The organism is Gemmatimonadota bacterium (assembly GCA_026705765.1).
Lineage (GTDB): Bacteria > Latescibacterota > UBA2968 > UBA2968 > UBA2968 > VXRD01.
The window spans coordinates 41,464-59,554 of sequence record JAPPAB010000036.1 but is presented as its reverse complement, the minus strand read 5'-3'; the positions used below and the strand labels follow the sequence as shown (position 1 = coordinate 59,554).

General features: G+C 57.5%; 8 protein-coding genes. 4 read left to right on the top strand and 4 right to left on the bottom strand.

All coding sequences use genetic code 11. The features are described 5' to 3' along the window. Positions 1-96: 96 nt before the first annotated feature. Positions 97-1,329 carry a NupC/NupG family nucleoside CNT transporter gene (locus tag OXH16_04680; protein MCY3680669.1) on the bottom strand — a complete coding sequence of 411 codons (1,233 nt, stop codon included), beginning with the start codon at positions 1,327-1,329 and terminating at the stop codon, positions 97-99. A gap of 120 nt (positions 1,330-1,449) precedes the next feature. On the opposite strand from OXH16_04680, the gene OXH16_04675 reads away from it, so the two are divergent. The 4 genes from OXH16_04675 to OXH16_04660 all read left to right on the top strand — a co-directional run bounded on the left by OXH16_04675 (position 1,450) and on the right by OXH16_04660 (position 5,788). Next, on the top strand, positions 1,450-2,322 hold the full coding sequence (locus OXH16_04675; protein ID MCY3680668.1) for an SMP-30/gluconolactonase/LRE family protein: 873 nt from the start codon (positions 1,450-1,452) through the stop codon (positions 2,320-2,322). Between the two features lie 2 nt (positions 2,323-2,324). Beyond that, positions 2,325-3,470, top strand: a complete 1,146-nt coding sequence (locus OXH16_04670; protein ID MCY3680667.1) for a mandelate racemase/muconate lactonizing enzyme family protein — start codon at positions 2,325-2,327, stop codon at positions 3,468-3,470. Between the two features lie 14 nt (positions 3,471-3,484). After that, on the top strand, positions 3,485-4,261 hold the full coding sequence (locus OXH16_04665) for a phytanoyl-CoA dioxygenase family protein (GenBank protein ID MCY3680666.1): 777 nt from the start codon (positions 3,485-3,487) through the stop codon (positions 4,259-4,261). An 87-nt stretch (positions 4,262-4,348) separates the two neighbouring features. Next, positions 4,349-5,788, top strand: a complete 1,440-nt coding sequence (locus OXH16_04660; GenBank protein ID MCY3680665.1) for a sulfatase — start codon at positions 4,349-4,351, stop codon at positions 5,786-5,788. Here OXH16_04660 and OXH16_04655 read toward each other — a convergent pair. From OXH16_04655 to OXH16_04645, 3 genes are all read right to left on the bottom strand, one after another. Then, positions 5,773-7,524, bottom strand: coding sequence for a hypothetical protein (locus OXH16_04655; GenBank protein MCY3680664.1), 1,752 nt, complete (start codon positions 7,522-7,524; stop codon positions 5,773-5,775). The two genes, OXH16_04660 and OXH16_04655, sit on opposite strands and share 16 nt — an antisense overlap. A 128-nt stretch (positions 7,525-7,652) precedes the next feature. After that, entirely contained in the window at positions 7,653-7,892 is a 240-nt protein-coding gene (locus OXH16_04650; GenBank protein MCY3680663.1) for an acyl carrier protein, read from the bottom strand. Positions 7,893-7,982: 90 nt separating this feature from the next. Then, positions 7,983-18,041 carry an SDR family NAD(P)-dependent oxidoreductase gene (locus OXH16_04645; protein ID MCY3680662.1) on the bottom strand — a complete coding sequence of 3,353 codons (10,059 nt, stop codon included), beginning with the start codon at positions 18,039-18,041 and terminating at the stop codon, positions 7,983-7,985. Positions 18,042-18,091 lie beyond the last annotated feature (50 nt).

The following is an 18,091-nucleotide window of genomic DNA, read 5'->3' as shown; positions in this document are numbered from 1 at the left end:
TTGCAAAACAACGCTCGCCAACTCGCGTCTGCTTCCCACGCCTAAAGGCTGTGGGTTTTACGGGCTATTTGATAAAAGTCAACCAACAGCGTTTTTTTAGATTAAAATACCAGCAACACAGGCGGTCATCATCATTGCAAGTGTGCCGCCGATCATGGCGCGTATGCCGAGGATGGCTAATTCTGTGCGGCGCTCTGGGGCAATGCCGCCAATGCCGCCGATTTGGATGCCCACGCTGCCAAAGTTGGCAAAGCCGCACAATGCATACGTCAGGATCAAGGTGCTCCGTTCGCTCAAGACCACGCCGGAATTGGGCTGGGACCATTCCATCATTTGTGCATAGGCGATAAATTCGTTGAGTACCATCTTTTTGCCCAGTAATTCACCGGCATAAAAGCAATCGGCCCACGGGATGCCCAGCAGATAGGCAAATGGTGCAAAGACATAACCGAAAAGTGCGGCGAGGGACCAGTGCCAGTTATATCCAAGGAGCGCGCCAATCCACCCACCAATCAATCCGAGAATGGCATCGACCAATGCGACAAGGGCGAGGAATGCGATGAGCATTGCGACGACGTTGAGGGTTAGTTTCATGCCGTCTAAAGCTCCATTGGTGGCTGCATCCACGATATTGGCGTGTTTTTCATCTACACTTAATTCAACGTGTCCCCTGGTCACGGATTGCTCGGTTTCAGGGATCATCAGTTTGGAAATCAACAGTGCTGCAGGTGCGGAGATGACCGACGCGGCTACGAGATGTCCCGCGTCAATGCCCATGCCCACATAGGCGACCAGGACGCCCCCGGCAATGGTCGCAAAGCCACCGACCATCAATGCCATGAGTTCGGATTTTGTCATGCTGCTTATGTATGGACGCACCATCAGCGGGGCTTCTGTTTGTCCGACAAAAATATTGGCCGCTGCAGAGAGTGTTTCCGATCCCGAAGTTCCCAATGTGCGTTGCATGACATAGGCAAATGCTTCAACGACTTTTTGAATGATGCCCAGATAATAGAGAATGGACATCAATGAGGAAAAGAAGATGATGGTGGGCAATACTTTGAAGGCAAAGAAATGGTGGACGTATTCTTCTCCAAATACCAGGCTTGTGCCCGCATCGACAAAGCCCAATGTGGCGGTAAAAAAATCTCCGATGCTTTGAAATATGGCCGCACCTATTGATGTCTTTAGAATGAATAACGCGAGGACAAGTTGCAAAAACAGCCCGCCCCAGACCACGCGAAGGCTCACCTGTTTTTTGTGCTTACTCATAGCCCAGGCCAGGCCCATCATGACGACCAGACCCAGCAGGCTGATTACACGCTCCATAACCCCTCCTTTAACGGTTGCCGATGTGTATAAATGCTCTTAAATTGATTCGCTGCTTTTAATATAAGACGATAAAATGGTTCACAAGGCTTTTTTTACTCTTCGGGAAAGGTTCATACAATGGGTATTGAAGTTATTCGGGACGAGATGGCCGATCTGGTCGATCCCGCGGCAGAACCCGAATTGATTGCTGATGGGTTTCAGTTCACCGAGGGCCCGGTCTGGGACCCCGCACAGGTCTGTTTGTTTTTTTCGGATATTCCGGCAAATACCATTTTTAAGTGGACGCCAGAAGGGGGGATAGTCGCATATCGCCAACCGAGTTATCATTCAAATGGATTGACATTGGATGGAGAGGGGCGGCTCCTTTCGTGCGAACACTCTGGCCGTCGGGTAAGCATAGAGGCAGATGGCGAGTTGAAAACGCTGGTGGATTCCTATCAGGGCAAAAAGCTCAATTCGCCCAACGATCTGGTTGTATGTCAGAATGGGGATATCATTTTCACGGATCCTCCTTATGGTCTGTCGAGCAGCCACGGCGTGGTGGCAGAACAGGAATTGCCGTTTCTGGGGGTATATCGCCTGCCTCTGGGGGAATCAGAACCCATTCTTTTGATTGACGATTTTGAACGCCCCAATGGGTTGGCGATAACAGCCGATGAAAAGACCCTGTACGTCGATGACACGCAGCGGGGACATATTCGCGCATTTGACGTGCAGGATGATGGCTCTCTCGCAAATGGCAGGGTATTGGCCGAACTGAAAGGCGATGAAGATGGCGCACCTGATGGCATGAAGCTGGACCACAATGGGAATATTTACTGCACGGGACCTGGGGCTGTGTGGGTGTTTAATCCTGGGGGCGACCTTCTTGGGAAAATTAGACTGCCTCTTCCCGCTGCCAATTTGAACTGGGGCGGCGAAGATCGGAAGGCGTTATTTTTTACCGCGAGAACGGATGTTTATCGCGTGGCGTGCAAAGTGGGAGGATAGATATGAAGATTACAGCGATCAAGACGTTTATGGCGAGCATGGGGCAGCGGTCCCGTGCGCTGGTGAAGGTCGAAACTGACGAAGGTATTTACGGATGGGGAGAGTGCTATAGCCCCGGGCCCGATCTGGCAATTGGTCCAACGATGGATTATATTTTTGAGCTGGTTAAAGGCGAAGATCCTCGGCGGATTGAGTATATCATGCTCAAGCTGTTTCAGCAGTTCAGATTTCCACCAGGGGCAATAGGTCTTTCCGCTATGTCGGGCCTGGACCACGCGCTTTGGGATATTAGTGGCAAAGCTGCGGGGTTGCCGGTTTATATGCTGTTGGGCGGTGCTGTGCGCGATCGCATTCAGGTTTATCGGAGTGTTGGTGGAAAAGACGGCAGGGAAGCAGCAAGAGTTGCGCGCCAGCTAAATGAAGAGCACGGTATTACGGCATTTAAGACCAGTCCGTTTCGCCTGGATCCCAGTGCAGACCGATGGGGTCGGGTCTGTGCGGCTGCCGCCGATTATTTCGAGGCATTGCGAAAGTATTCGGATGACAACTGGGAATTTGCCTTTGATCCACATGCCAAAATTTTTGAGCCAATTCGCGCGTTGCAACTGGCCAATGCTCTTGCGCCTTACGATCCGCTTTTTTATGAAGAACCGTTAAGGCCCGAGAACAGCGATGCGTGGGCGCGCTTGCGTTCACAAATGCAGGTTCCGCTGGCAACGGGAGAATCTCTGTACACGAAGTTTGAATTTTTGGATTTGATGTCAAAAGATGGCGCGGATATTATTCAGCCAGATATTTGTATATGCGGTGGCTTGTTGGAGATGCGGAAGATCGCTGCGATTGCACAGGCGCATTATGTGACGGTGGCGCCGCACAATCCGATGGGACCATTGGCTACAGCGGTCAATGTCCAATTTGCAGCTGCCACGCCCAATTTCAAAATTCTGGAATATCACCTGCCCGATGAAAGCAATGCCCTGAATTGGTTGGACGAACCCTATTGGCCTGTGGATGGATATCTGGAATTGAGGCCCGATCGCCCCGGTTTGGGTGTGGAGGTGAATGAAGAGGTCATCAGGGCGGGTGAATACGTCCACTGGGAACGTGGGAGTACCAAAGCGCCCGATGGTTCGACGAATTATATTTAAAAGGAGAGGGCGAAATGACACCCGAAGAAAGGTTTATGTTTGACCTGGAGGGCTATCTGGTCATTAAAAATGTGTTGAAGCCTGAGGAAGTCAAACGGCTCAATGAGGTTGCGGATGCGACATTTGTGCGGGATTACGACGATCCGGACAAGGATTCAAAGGGGCGAGTTGGTCGCCGGCAAGTGGGGCGCGTGTCTGCGTGGTCGCCAGAGACACAGGCTTTGATCGATCACCCGCGTATTTTGCCGTATTTAATTGAATTGCTCGGTCCGAATTTTCGGCTCGATCACGACTATTGCATTTTTATGAGGCCGGGGGCTGCTTGTGGCCGCTTGCACGGCGCGCCCGGCGGGCATACGGGCAGTCAGCGCAAGTACCTGTATCTGGAAGGTGAGATGTTGAATGGGTTGAGTGTGGTGACGTTCTTTTTGGCAGATGCAAAGGCGGGAGATGGCGGCTTTGCCTGTGTTCCCGGGAGCCATAAGACCAATTTTGGTCAAAATGTGCCACCCGAAGTGCGAAATTTTGAACGCGTTCCCGATTATATGGTTCAACCAGAAGTGGAAGCAGGCGATGCATTGATTTTTACAGAGGCGCTGATGCACGGTACGATGCCGTGGAGAGCAAGCCATGAACGCCGCGCATTTCTGTATAAATACGCGCCGGGCCATCTGGCATATTCCAATAATTTTTACAATGCAGATGACTATACCAACCCATCGGACCAACAGCGGCGTATCTTGACGCCACCCTCTGCGGGAAGGCGCCCACCTGTGGTGGAGGAAGTGTGATCCGCAGATGACGCAGATGAACGCAGATGAAGAAGAGGGGTTGGGACTGGGGGTTGCTGACTGCTGGAGACGGCATAAGGAGGCTTCATGAATATCGTACTCATTATCATTGATACGATGCGCTATGACTATATTGGTGCGAACGGAAATGACTGGATCGAAACACCCAATCTCGATCGTTTATCTGCGCAGTCATGGTGTTTTGACCGCGCTTTTGCCGCCAGCTTTCCCACCATTCCCTATCGCACGGATGTTATGACCGGGAAATACGGCAGTCCCTTTCAAACCTGGAAACCCCTGCCTTTTGACACGCGGTCTCTTCCCTCTGTGCTGGGAGAAGCGGGATACGCGACACAGCTTATTCACGATACGCCGCATCTCGTCAACGGGGGGCACGCTTTTGATTATCCGTTCCACACATGGACATTTATCCGCGGTGCAGAGGTTGACCGCGCCTGGATGGACGATGAAGCGCAGTGGCCGAGCAACTGGTGCAGAGATCCCTTATTCGATGTTTTGGGCGAAGATGCGGATCTGACAAAACACAACTATACGTATGCCCGTACCAATCGGGGACGCACAAACTTAGACGACTGGAATTGTGCGAAGTTGTTCAATACGGCAGCCCAATTCTTGCGGGATAATGCGCGGCGGGAAAATTTCTTTCTCTGGATTGACTGCTTCGACCCTCACGAACCCTGGGACGTGCCCCCGGCCTTTATGCTCAAATACGACAAGACCCCCGGTTACGATGGGCGGCTTGATCCCCGCGCTTTTCAGGGATCGCGCAATAATCCCAATTTGCCCGATGAAGCCAAAGCCCGTATGAAAGCCAGTTACGCGGCCAAGGTCACATGGATGGATCATTGCTTCGGGCGGTTTCTCGAAGCCTTTGACGCCACTGGCTTGAGCAAAAATACCGCGATCATTATTGCCGGAGATCACGGTACTAATGTGGGCGAGCGCGGGCGCTTTGGCAAGTACGCGCCTGTGTACGAACAGGAGATTCACATTCCGCTCATTATCAAAACGCCCGAAGATGACGGGGGACGCAGTTCAGCTATTTTCCAACCCCAGGATTTTTACGCTACTGTCGCCAATTTGGCCGGTGCGCCCATTCCGGGGGATATAGACAGCCAGGATATCCTCACCGCCGCACGGGAAGGCAGTGTGGGAATGCGGCAACTCGCGCTTGCGGGCACTGCCCGGGGATGGGCACCACAGCGCGGATTTTTCACTGTGTTCGACCAGGACGGGTACCTGGAATGGCAACCCAGGACCGAAGATTGCATGCTCACGCCTTATGGGTCACTGGACAATACGGCAGCGGAATATCCCGACCGCGTTCAGAGCCTGCATGCCGCGGGTCTTTCTGAACTCGAGCGCCGGGGTGCTGATCCCCTATTGATCGACTGGCTCAAAAACGGTGCAGAGGGTCAGATCCCTGAGAATTGCCGCCTTTTCGATGGCTGGCCCGGGCCAGAAGGTTTCCAGACCTATTTTGCGAGAGCTTATGGCGGTGCTTGATGGTGAGCTTTCACATGCACGGTCACGATATCCGTGTCGTGATATTGCTGGTGGCGAACAGATGACGCTATGTGTCTCAACAGCCGAAGTGAAACCTCTCGCTCCACAGGGGTTTCGTCCGCCTGCTCGCTGAGTAGTGCGATCTGATCCTGAAGATTTTCCTCTCCGGATGCGACGACGAACTCGAGGACTGCGTCGCCTTCTTCTCTGTGCGCGGTAAGGCGCAAGCGCCGTCGGTCGCGTTTTTCTTCATCTTGTGGGATGAGTGTCAGCAATGTTTCCTCAGCAGCGGCGTCCAGATGGTTCGCCATTGCTGTGTCCCAATTATTGCGGGATGCAAATGCGCCGAGAAAGTCTCTGATTTTTGGCAGGGCGGAAATATCGAACTCCGTTTCTATTCGACTGCGGCGAGGTTCTGCTATTTCTACGAATATGGTCATGAGGATAGCTGTGAAACCTCCCGCGCTCATCCCATTCTCCAACAGACCACCTGCAAATTCCGAGATGTATTCGGGAAATATCAGGCCGCTCTGGAAACCGACCCCGACAAAGAACGCGATGCCGACGATCATACTATTGCGATAGTCGATGCCATCGTGTACGACTATCCTCAGGCCGACTACGAAGAGGGCTGATAGCAGTACGGTGAGATAAGCTGCGATGACCGGACCTGGTATCGCCAGGATTGAGGCGATTACTTTCGGAAGGAACGCCATCGCAATGAACACGACCCCGGTGGCAACCCCGACGCTACGGGCACCGACCCCGGTAAGTTCGGTCACCGATACGCCCACTGTATAGGCTGTGTTTGGCATTGTCCCCGCGAGACCGGAAATCAGAGTGCTCATACCATCTACGGTCATCGCACCCTGCACTGCCCGAAAATCTACTGCCCGGCTCTGGCGCCACGATATGCGCTGGATGGCGATGGCACTGCTGATCGTTCGGATGGAATTGATTACGGCGACGAGCAAGAATGCCGGAAGCAGTGCCCAGAATGTCGGTCCAAAATCGAGATCAAAGCCCGGCCATTCATTCGTCGGTATGCCGATCCACGAAGCCGAGGCGACGCGGTCTGTGTCGTATAGACCGAAGAAGCCGCCAATTACTGAGCCAGCGACAACGCCGATGACAGGTGCCCACAGGCGCCACGCTCCTGTCGCCTTTAGCGCGATGCCGCTGATGATGATGATTGTTGCAAGCGCACTCAGCGGAGCAGATAGGACCGGGGTTCCGGGCGGTGTGGCTGATAGCAGGTTCAAGATGGCTGGCATCACCGTGATGGGTATCAGCATGATGACTGTTCCCGCGACGGCAGGCGTCAAGAGCCGTTGGAACAGCGAAAGCCGATAGGAAAGTACAAGCGGGACAAGCGCTGTGATGACGACCAGAGTGGCGAGCATCGCCGGACCGCCTTCGGCAACCGCTGTGATGCAGACCGCGATAAAGGCCGCAGAAGGTCCCATGGCGAGTATGTAACCCATACCAATGCGGCCGATGCGGACCGCTTGTAGAATTGTGGCCGCACCGCCGATTGCGACAGCGGTAAACACTGCCCATGATAGATACGCTTCAGTCGCATCCGCAGCGCGCATCACGACTGTTGGGATCAATATGATGCCAGCTATACTGAGAACGGCGATTTGGAAGCCGAGGCCAAGGGAGAGGGTGGCCGAGAGCCTGTCATCGGGCTGGTAGCGGATGTGTGAAGCACTGCTGGGGTTATTGGTGCTCATTGTGAAGTGTGAAGAGTGAAAGGTTTAATAAGCGGAATCTTTATCGAATCCCCATAAACCAACAGGCCCCGAATTTCCATCCGGGGCCTGTTGTGTAAGAAGCGTACGTTCTCCGGCTGGAGAGGATTTCAGGCTGCGTCCAGTCGTTCGACCAGTTCCTGTACGCTTTTGACATCACCGCAATCTTCAAGCGTAAATTCAACGTTGAATTCCTGTGCGACTACTTTCGCGAACGCGACGAGATCTACAGAGGAAATTCCAGCCTCCTGGAGGCTGATGTTCAGGTCATCGGGCAACTCAATTGGCTGTCCATCGACTTCCAGATTTTCCGCGATGAGGTTTCTGATACGTTCTGCGGTTGAAGCCATTGTTACTCTCCTTTCGTAAGGTAGATAGTTTGAACCGAAAAGATAGTGATCGGTAGGCGTAAAGTCAAATTCTTTTTCAGGTCGTCCTGGCTATTGAATCCAGTAGTGCTGGCGCTGGAATGGATAGCTCGGCAGCGAGATGCGGCGGCGCGTTTCTCCCGCAAATAGCCCGGGAAATGATACCGAAAGTCCCGCTTCATAAGCTTTTGCTACTGCTTCTGTAAAACCGTTGTCTCCCAGACTCGACAATACAACGGGTGGATTGGCGTCGCCTTCTATCGGTCCCGGCACCGCGTTTGGGCCGATCTCGATGAGGACATTGACCCCCAGGTCGGCCAACTTCTTCGCGCATTTGTCCAATGCCGCCGGTTCCTGAGCTTGCCGACGCCAATACGCCGCGTCGAGGACTTCGACGCCCCCTGTCACACTGCTCACAAGGACCAGAGATGGCGATGCGATTGTGACGTCTGTGAGGGTGGCTTCCAGACTGTCCGTGTCCCATTCCAGCGCAACCCGCAAGCCATCCTCCAGGCTGAAGACACCCGCCGCCTGTGCCGCTGCAATTTCCCCTATACCGTGCCCGACCACCACGCTGGGCTGAATCCCCACGCTCGACCACAGTGCCGTAAACGAGGATTCCAGTGCATAGATGACAGGCAGGTCAGATAGATCACTAGCCTGACCGAACATCGCGTCCAGCAACGAGGTGTCCCGCTCTTCCCGAATTACTTTGTCGCAGCGATCCAGAACGGCTCGGACTACCGGCTCGCTTTCGTAGAGGTCTTTCCCCATGCCGATCCATTGGCTGCCCTGTCCGGTGTACGCAAAGGCGATTTTTGTCGCTGTGCGCGGTTCCGGTCTTTCTCTTGTTTCTGAGAGTGCCTGTAGTTTTTCTCGCAGAGACGCGATATTCTGGAATACGATGCCCGCGCGGTGATCGAAATGGCTGCGTCCCACACCCGCTGTCCAGGCCATGTCGGCGAGCAGGTCCACATCTTCGGAGGCAAGCTCTTCAAGCCACGATAGATACTGCTCTGTCAGATCCCGGAGAGCTTCATCGGATTTTCCCGACAAGGGCAGGAGCCGTGTCTGGCGCGGAGTGAACGCTTCTTCCTCGCCTATGAGATCCAAAACCGATAGAGAAACGGGTTGTGCGGAGCCCACAGGTGTTGCATCCGGGCTGTCATATCCTTCTACGACAACATGCGCATTCGTTCCCGATATCCCGAAGGCGCTTACCCCGGCCCGCGGCGGGCGATTGGGATGGCGCGGCCAGTCCGTCAGTTCGGAAGTCACCTGTACCGGCAACCGGTCCCAGTCTATATACGGACTCGGATTCTCGAAGTTCAAGTGCTTCGGTATCTTTCCCCGCTTCATCGCCAGGACTGCCTTGATCAGAGCCGCAACCCCGGCAGCTGGCTCCAGGTGACCGATATTTGTCTTCACTGAACCGATCAAAAGCGGGCGGTCTGCTTCGCGCCCCTTGCCGTAAACAGCAGCCGCTGCCTGAACTTCGATCGGGTCGCCCAACTCCGATCCACCCCCGTGGGCTTCCAGATAATCTACTTCCGATGGGACGATACCTGCCCGCGACAGTGCTTCTTCGATCACCCGCTCCTGTGCCGGTCCATTTGGCACGGTGGGTCCTGCGCTCGCCCCGTTCTGATTGACCGCAGACCCGCGGATCACGCCCCAGATGCGGTCGCCGTCGGCTTCTGCCTCGCTCAGCCGCTTGAGGACGACCATCCCGCAGCCCTCGCCTCGCGTGAAGCCATCCGCAGAGGCATCGAAGGGCCTGCCCTGCCCCTCTCGCGACAACATGCCCAGGTCCCCCATTTCTCTGGTTAAATCAGGTGATAAAACGGCGTGTGTCCCTCCAACCAGAGCCATATCTACTTCGCCCTGCCGCAAACCCATCACTGCTTGGTGTACTGCGACCAGTGATGACGCGCAGTTGAGTTCCACCGGTATCGTCGGCCCCTCCAGACCAAGGAGAAAAGAAATTCGCCCGACGGTCATACTCGCGGCAGTGCCCAGATAACTGATGCCGTAGTCGCTGGCTGTCATCAGGTCCCGGTATTCGCTGGTGGCGATACCGGCATATAGCCCGGTGCGACTGCCCCTCAATTCGTCTGGATCCATCCCCGCATCCTCAATCGCTTGCCAGGTGGTTTCCAGCATCATGCGTTGCCGCGGATCCATCAGGCGCGCCTCAATCGGCGAAATCCGAAAGAATCTCGCGTCAAATTGATCAATCCCTTCGACAAATCCACCCCGGCGATAAGCGGTGTATTTGGAGGGAAGGTCTTTGGCGAGATTGTTCCATGAACCGGGATCCTGGCGTCCGTCGGTCACCGCGTCTTTGCCGTTTTCGAGCAGGTGCCAGAAGGTGGAAAGATCCGGAGCGCCGGGGAAGTGGCACGCCATACCCACGATTGCAATACCGTCATCCTCGCGCTGCACTGTCGGTTGCGGTTCTGGTTCGGGTTGCGCCTGAGGCTGAGGGGCGGGCGCATCGCTGACTTCGCCGAGTTCTTCGATTAGATGGTGGGCGAGACTGGCGATGTCCGGGTAGTCGAATACCACGGTGTTGGGTACCACGTACTCATCGGCAAATGCCCGGTTCAGACGATTTCTCAACTCTACCGCCATCAGCGAGTCCATCCCCAAATCGAAAAATCCCACTGTGGGTTCTGGCGCTGTCGGTAGCCGCAGTACTGCCTGTACCTCCTGCTGAAGGAAGGCCACAAGCAGGTCCTCGGGTGCCGCTGCAGGCGCTTCTCGCAGTTGGGAAAGCAGGTCCTTTGACGAGGTCGAGGTGTCGGCTTCGTCGTCCGCAGCGGCGGATAGTAAGTCCTCCAGGAAGGCAGGACGGTCTTCGACCGCCTCTTCGAATACGGACCAGTCCATCGACATCACCACGGAAGTCGTGGCGTCCTGACGCACCAGTTGATCGAATGCCCGGATACCCTGTTGCGGGGTAAACCAGCGGCCGCCGAGCGCTGACCGCTGTTGGTCAATCCGCTCCCGCTGTTCCGCTGCTTCGCCGATCTCCGACCACGCTCCCCAGGCAATGGCCTGTCCGGGTAGCCCCATCGCGCGGCGGTGACCGGCGAGTTGATCCAGAAACGCATTGGCTGAGGCGTGGTTCGCCTGGCCCGGATTGCCCATGACGCCAACCCGGCTCGAGAAGAGGACAAACATGTCCAGGTCGCGATCCAAAGTCGCCCGATGCAGATGCCATGCGCCCAGTACCTTTGGCCAGAGCACGGTTTCGAAGCGCTCCCAACTCTGGTTGGTCAGCGCGCCGTCTGACAGCACGCCCACGCTGTGGATAACGCCTCCGAGCGGCGGTAGCGTCTCATCTATCCGCGCCATCATCTCATCTATTGCGGCGGCATCCGTCATGTCTGCGATCTCTACCTGCACTTTCACGCCGCGTTCCCGCAGTCTGTGGATCACCTCCTCAGCCTCGGGATCCGGTGCCCGGCGACCGTTTAGCGCGATTGCGCCCGCACCGCGATCCGCGAGCCAGTCTGCTACGGCGCATCCGATCCCCCCCAGACCGCCTGTCACCAGATAGGTGCGGTCTTGCCGCAACCTGCCCTTCAGAGTTGGTGGCGTCGTTACGACGATTTTTCCTATGTGCCGGGCGGCGCGCATGAAGCTCAGCGCGGCGCCAGCTTCAGCGAGCGGCCACCTGCTGTGGGTGATCGTTTTCAACTCGCCCGACGAAAGGCGCGCCATCACGTCCCGCAAGACCCTTCCCACCCACGCCGGGTCGGTTTTTTTCAGAACATCCAGTTCCAGGATGTCGTAGGCCACATCTGGACGCACAGCCGCCATCTCTTCCTCGCTCAAGATGTCCCGCCTGGCCAGTTCCACGAACCGGCCGCCGTGCTTGAGGCAGGACAGGCTCGCGTCGATGAAGCCCTCTCCCGTCAGGCTGTTCAGCACCACATCGACACCCTCTCCATTTGTGGCTTCGAGGATCTCTTTTCCAAACGCTGTCTGGCGGCTGTCGAATATGTGTTCCACGCCCAGTGATCGGAGATAGGCCTGCTTTGGCGCGCTCGCGGTGGCAAAGACCTCTGCGCCTGCGGCTTGTACTAGCTGAATGGCTGCCAATCCCACACCACCCGAACCCGCGTGAATCAGTACCTTTTCGCCAGCCTCCAGTCCCGAGAGTTCGAAAGACAGCGCGGCGGATACGAACGCGCTCGGCACGGTGGCAAGTCCTGTGACGGAGAAGCCCGATGGCGCGGGTGCCACCAACTCCTCCCGCGTGACCATTTGCGCTCCGAACGCCCCGAATCCCAATCCAACTATATGGTCGCCGACGGAAATGGTCGAGACATCGGAACCCACCTCGAGGATATAACCGCACATCTCCCTGCCCAAATTCCCCTCCTCAATAAAGCCGAGTGAACGAAACACATCCCAGAAGTTGAGCCCAGAGGCCTCGACTGCGACGCGAACTTCGCGCGGTTCGAGAGCAGGTGCCGGTAGTGGCTGGACATACGGCCTCTCGAACACGCCGTCCGGATCCGGAGCCAGCACCCAGTCTGGCTCCTCAGGCAGAGACAGACGCTCCGAGCTCATCCGAATCAGGCGGGCTACGCGGCGGGCATCCCCGCGGTACGCGATGTGATTTTCGGAATCGGGATACAGGAGTTCATTGACGAGGTCGGGTGCCGGTGCCATATCTCCAGGGTTCAGATCGATCATCCGCGGCTGCAGATGCGCCGCTTCTCGGGCTACTGCTTTGCCAAAGCCCCAGAGTGCTGCGCCGGCGAGCTCTCCGCCTCGCTCTCGCTCCAATACCTGCGCTCCGCGCGTGATAAACCACACGCCCTTTTCAGGTGTCATATCAGAGTCGGAGACGGCCTGTACCAATGCCAGCGCGCTCGCCCCTGCTCGTCGTACATCCTCCGCCATTTCTCCGGTCGTTGCCTCTGCCCCATGGCCTTCCAGTGACGCGAGATGTACAATGCCGCTGAGTGGCACGTCGTCCGGTAGCTCCTTCAGGAGTGATCCCCACGCCTCGCGCTGCTCCATATCTATGGTTTTTCTGATAACTTCAGAGTCTTCCTCTACCCGCGGGCCATCGCTACATGCCAGCACAACTGTCTGGTTTCGCGCCGCGAGTTCTGCCGCGAGTTCCTCTGCGGCTCTTCCCTGATCTGCAGCCAGAACCCACGCGCCTCCTTGCTCGGTCACCTGCGCTGGTCCCTGAGCTACGATTACGCCTTTATCCAGCATTATGGTGGCGTCGGACTCATCTACTCCCAGGACTTCTACTTCTTCGAAACCTACGTTGCCGAGCGCCCCTCGCCATACCGCAGGCCCGGCGAGGGCGTGGTGCGGGCGGAAGCTGTCGGCAAATCGCCACCAGCCGTCCAACTGTCCGAAAGTCAGGTCCATCCAACCCAGACCGCGAAGGTTCTCGAGTGCGATTAACTGCCCAGATGGCGCGAGAAGGTCACGACAGTGTGCGAGCGTTTCTTCCAGATATCGCGTGGCGTGTAGCACATTGGACGCGATTAGCAAATCATAACTGTGGGCGTCAAAGCCCTGTGCCACGGGATCCTTCTCGATGTCCAGCGGACGGTACTCGATAGCCTCGTCTCCGAACCGCGCCTCGGCTTCCGCAAAGAAGCCCGCGGAGATATCCGTGTACATGTAGTCGAATCGTCCGTCCGGAAGTTCTGGCAGTACGGATGCGGTCGCCGATCCCGTACCAGCCCCAACCTCGATCACTCTGAGGCGCCGGCCGTCTGGCAATGCGGCTACGAGTGCTCGCACCGCGTCTCCCAGCATGCGGTTCGCCGCTCGCGCCACGGGTGCCTTCAGATACAGATCGGCCGCGGTCGGTTCTCCGCTACTAAACAAAAGTGTCAGTGGATCTTCGCGGCCGCGAAGCACCTCGGCCAGGGCACTGCCAGAGCGCCGAAACAGGCCGATCTCGGTCAGGCCGTGCGGGTATAGCCCGGTCATCCGGGCGGCAAACTCCTCAAGATCGCCAGGCATTTCTTCCGGCAATGGATCCTCAGGTCCCACGACTACGACAAAGCCGTCTTCTTTCTCTTCCAAAACTCCCGATTTGGCGAGCATTTCGAGCATTCGACGAAAGAGGCGCTTGTGTTCCTCGGTGACTTGCAGGCGTTGCCGCAAGTCTTCGGGATCCACGGTCTCGCCCGTCTTGCGCTGCCAACCCAGTTCTTTCAGGGTCGCGAGGGCGCGGGACCACGACCACCGCTCCAGGTCCGCGAGCAGAGCGTCCCTGCCTTCGGGATCGACACCCGCATCCGTCAGGTAACCAGCGAACGACTGCGAACTGTCCGCGACAGTTGTCGGACCCGGGAAGAAGTCCGCAGGCGTTATTCCAGGTGAAAGCTCGCGCTCGCGCCACACCACCTCGTACAGGAGATCCTTCACGCCTTCGACTGCCGAGAGCAGTGCCTCCTGCGTCGCCCGCTTCACTGTGTATCCACTCAAGCCACCGATCGGAACGCCATTCAGATCGTAGATATTCAGTTCACCGCTCAGGACTTCCGGAGGTTCGTCCGTTTCCTGGGAAGCCTCATTCAAGCGCACGTGACAGACGACCTGATCTGGTAGCTGTCCCGTCAGCCATAGCCGCTCCCAGCCGAATGGCAGATATGTGGTTTCACCCCCGGTTCCCTCCAGGTTGCGCGCTGCGCCCACGACCTGAAAGCAACCGTCCAGGATGAGTGGATGGACATCCAACCCGTGCCTGGTCAGAGTTTCGGGCAGAGACACCTCGCCCAATGCCTCGCCCGGACGGGACCAGACGTTCCCCAGCGTGCGGAAGAACGGGCCGAGATCGACCCCGGTACTCGCCCTGTGGCGGTAGTAGCCCCCCACGTCCATCGGCGACAGGCCGGCCTTGAGACTTTCCAGGTCGGTCCTCTCACCTGCTTCTGGTATAGGGACACCCGATGACACGCGACCTTCCACGTGTACTGTCCATTCCCCTTCACTCCCTTTGCTGAATATCTGTACTTCGCGCGACGATGCCTGCTCAGAGGCGTCGAGCACGACCTGCATCTTCCGGCCATCTTCATCGTTCCCTTCTCCCTCTTCGAAGACCATCGCGTTGTGCAACTGGAAATCCTCCACGGCTACTGATCCGCTTTCTTCGAGGAACGCCGCCGCGCACGTCATGGCCCCGTAGAGCGCGCCAGGCGCTACGATCCGACCAAACACTTTGTGATCGTTCAGATAGGACGGGTCCGAAGGGAACACTTCTGTCTCGAAGGTGATCTCTCCGCGGGCTGATTCGTGCCGGGTACCCAGTAGCGGATGATCGGAACTCCGGCGCTGACGCTTCGGTGGCTCAAGCCAGTGGTGTCTGCGCTGGAACGGATAGCTGGGCAGCGAGATCCGTCGCCGCGTCTCCCCTGCGAAGAGTCCCGCGAAACGAATCGGGAGTCCCGCCTGGTACGCCTCTGCGACCGATCCCACGAAACCGTCGGCGTTTTCGGACTTCCCTGCATTGTCCGATGGCGGGGAGAGGCTCGACAGCACTACTGGCACCGGTGTCTGCGGCGACGCTGGCCAGGCGGAGGCCGCCATCGGAGCCAGCACGGATCGCGGGCCAATCTCCAGCACCAAATCGACCCCGAGATCCGATAGTGTTTTCACCCCCTGGGCGAATGCCACTGGCTCCCGAGCATGCCGTTTCCAGTAGGCTCCATCTTGCGACTGGCCCGGTTCTACAGCCCGGCCCGTCAGGTTGCTGACCACGGTGAGGGAAGGCGGCTGGATCGCCACGCCGTTGAGGGATGCTTCCAGTTCGTCCAGGATGGGCTCAACAAGGGCGCTGTGGAACGCCCTGGCAGTGTTCAGCCGTCTGACCCGTATGCCTTCCTGTTCGAATCGCTTTGAGATATCTTCAATTTCCGCAATCGGGCCGCTGACCACCTGGTGGGTACCGTTGTACCCCGAGATGCTCAACCCGACACCAGAGGTGGCTGCGTTCACCTCCTCCACCGCCACCGCCACGCGATCTGCCGGTGCGAAGACCGCGGCCATGCCGCCCTCTTCCATCTGCGACATCAGTGCGCCCCGTACGGCGGCAAACCGCATCCCGTCCTCAAGGCTGAACACGCCTGCTGCCTGCGCCGCTGCGAGTTCCCCGATGCTGTGTCCGACGACCACGTCGGGACAGATTCCGATGCTCGACCAGAGTGCTGTCAGTGCGCACTCCAGCGCGTAGAGAGCAGGCTGCTCCCAAGCCGTGTCGCCGAGGTCCTCTTCGCCTTCAGACCGACCGAACATCACGTCCAGAAGTGAGGTGCCTCTTTCCCGAAGAAGGACTGCCTCGCAACGGTCCAGAACCGCCTGCGCCACCGGCTCGCTCTCGTAGAGTCCCTGTCCCATGCCGACCCACTGGCTTCCCTGCCCGGTGTAGGCGAACGCCACCCGGGTCGGTGTCCGGGACGACGCGCCCGTACCCGATTCAGCCAATCCAAGGAGTCGCTCTCGCAGCGATTCCGCGTCGTGGAAGACGACACCCGCGCGATGATCGAAGTGGCTTCGTCCAATGCCTGCTGTCCACGCCATGTCCGCAAGTATTGCCTCATCTTCTTCGTCTGCGTGTTTGTCGAGCCATGAAAGGTACCGTCCCGCCATGTCCCGAAGTGCCCCATCAGATTTTCCCGACAGTGGAAGGAGACGGATCCGGCGCGGCTGGACCTCCTGCTGCTGTAGCGGCAGATTCCCAATGGTCTCCGGTAGCGAGACTGCCACTGACTTCGCAGAGCCAACAGCCGTAGATGCATCGTCTGAGGCACGGTATTCCTCCATTACAATGTGGGCGTTCGTCCCGGATATCCCGAAGGAGTTCACTCCCGCGAGTCTCGGTCGATCGGGACGGTGCGGCAAGTCCATCATTGACGATGTCACCCGCAATGGCAGGCGGTCCCAGTCGAGACTCGGGTTGGGATTCTGGAAATGGAGGTGTTTTGGAATCACACCCCGCTTCAGTACCAGCGCGGCTTTGATCACTCCGGCTACGCCCGCGGCTGACTCCAGATGGCCGACATTGGTCTTCACTGAACCGATGAGAAGGGGGCGGTCAGAAGAACGTCCCTTCCCGTAAACATTGGCTACAGCGTTGATCTCGATCGGATCACCCACCGTCGTTCCGGTCCCGTGCGCCTCCAGGTAATCTACGTCCGATGCGGGGATTCCCGCGTCGGACAGCGCGGTCTCGATCACCTCTTCCAGCGCGGGTGTGTTCGGCACCGTTAGCCCCGTACTGGCTCCGCCGTGGTTCACCGCTGCGCCTCGGATCACCGCCCAGATCCGATCGCCATCCGCCTCCGCCTCATCGAGCCGCTTGAGGACGATGACCCCGCAACCTTCACCGCGCACGTAACCGTTCGCAGACGCGTCAAAGGTTTTGCACTGTCCATCTGGAGACAGCATCATCGCATCTGCGCGCAGTTCGTAGATGCGACCGTTCAGGATCGCCTGCACGCCGCCTGCGATGGCAAGATCCGCTTTGCCCTGCTGCAGGTCTGCCACCGCGTCGTGGACCGATACCATGGATGACGCGCACGCGGCATCTACTGCCTTTGCCGGTCCCCTTAGCCCCAGCACGAAAGAGACCCGCCCGCTGGCACCATTCAGGTTGGTGCCACTGAGGGCGTAGAGACAACTGGCAGCCTCGGCGGGCTTGCTAGAGTCCACGACCAGCATTCGGTATTCATCGTTGCTGATCCCGGTGTACACGCCGGTGAGGCTCTCTCTCAACCCCTCCGGATCGATTCCCGCGTCCTCAAGAGCCTCCCAGCTCGTCTCCAGCATCATTCGCTGCTGCGGATCCAGCAGTTCTGCCTCCACCGGGGAAATCCGAAAAAAGGCGTCGTCGAACTGGTCAATGTCATCAACGAAGGCGCCGAAACGGCAACCTTCGCTCTGCACTGTGTCGTCGGGAAAGAGCAGGCCCCAGCGGCCTACGCCTGAGCCCGGGACGCCTTCGCTGACGGCATTCCCGCCGTCTTCGAGCAGACGCCAGAAAGAAGAGATGTCCGGTGCGCCAGGGAATCGGCACGCCATACCTACGATTGCTATTGGTTGGTCTGATACGGAAGGACCGAAAGATTTGTCCGGTTTCATGATTTAATCCTCCATGTTCGGACGGGTTTTTCCAGGACGGGCGGGCACGG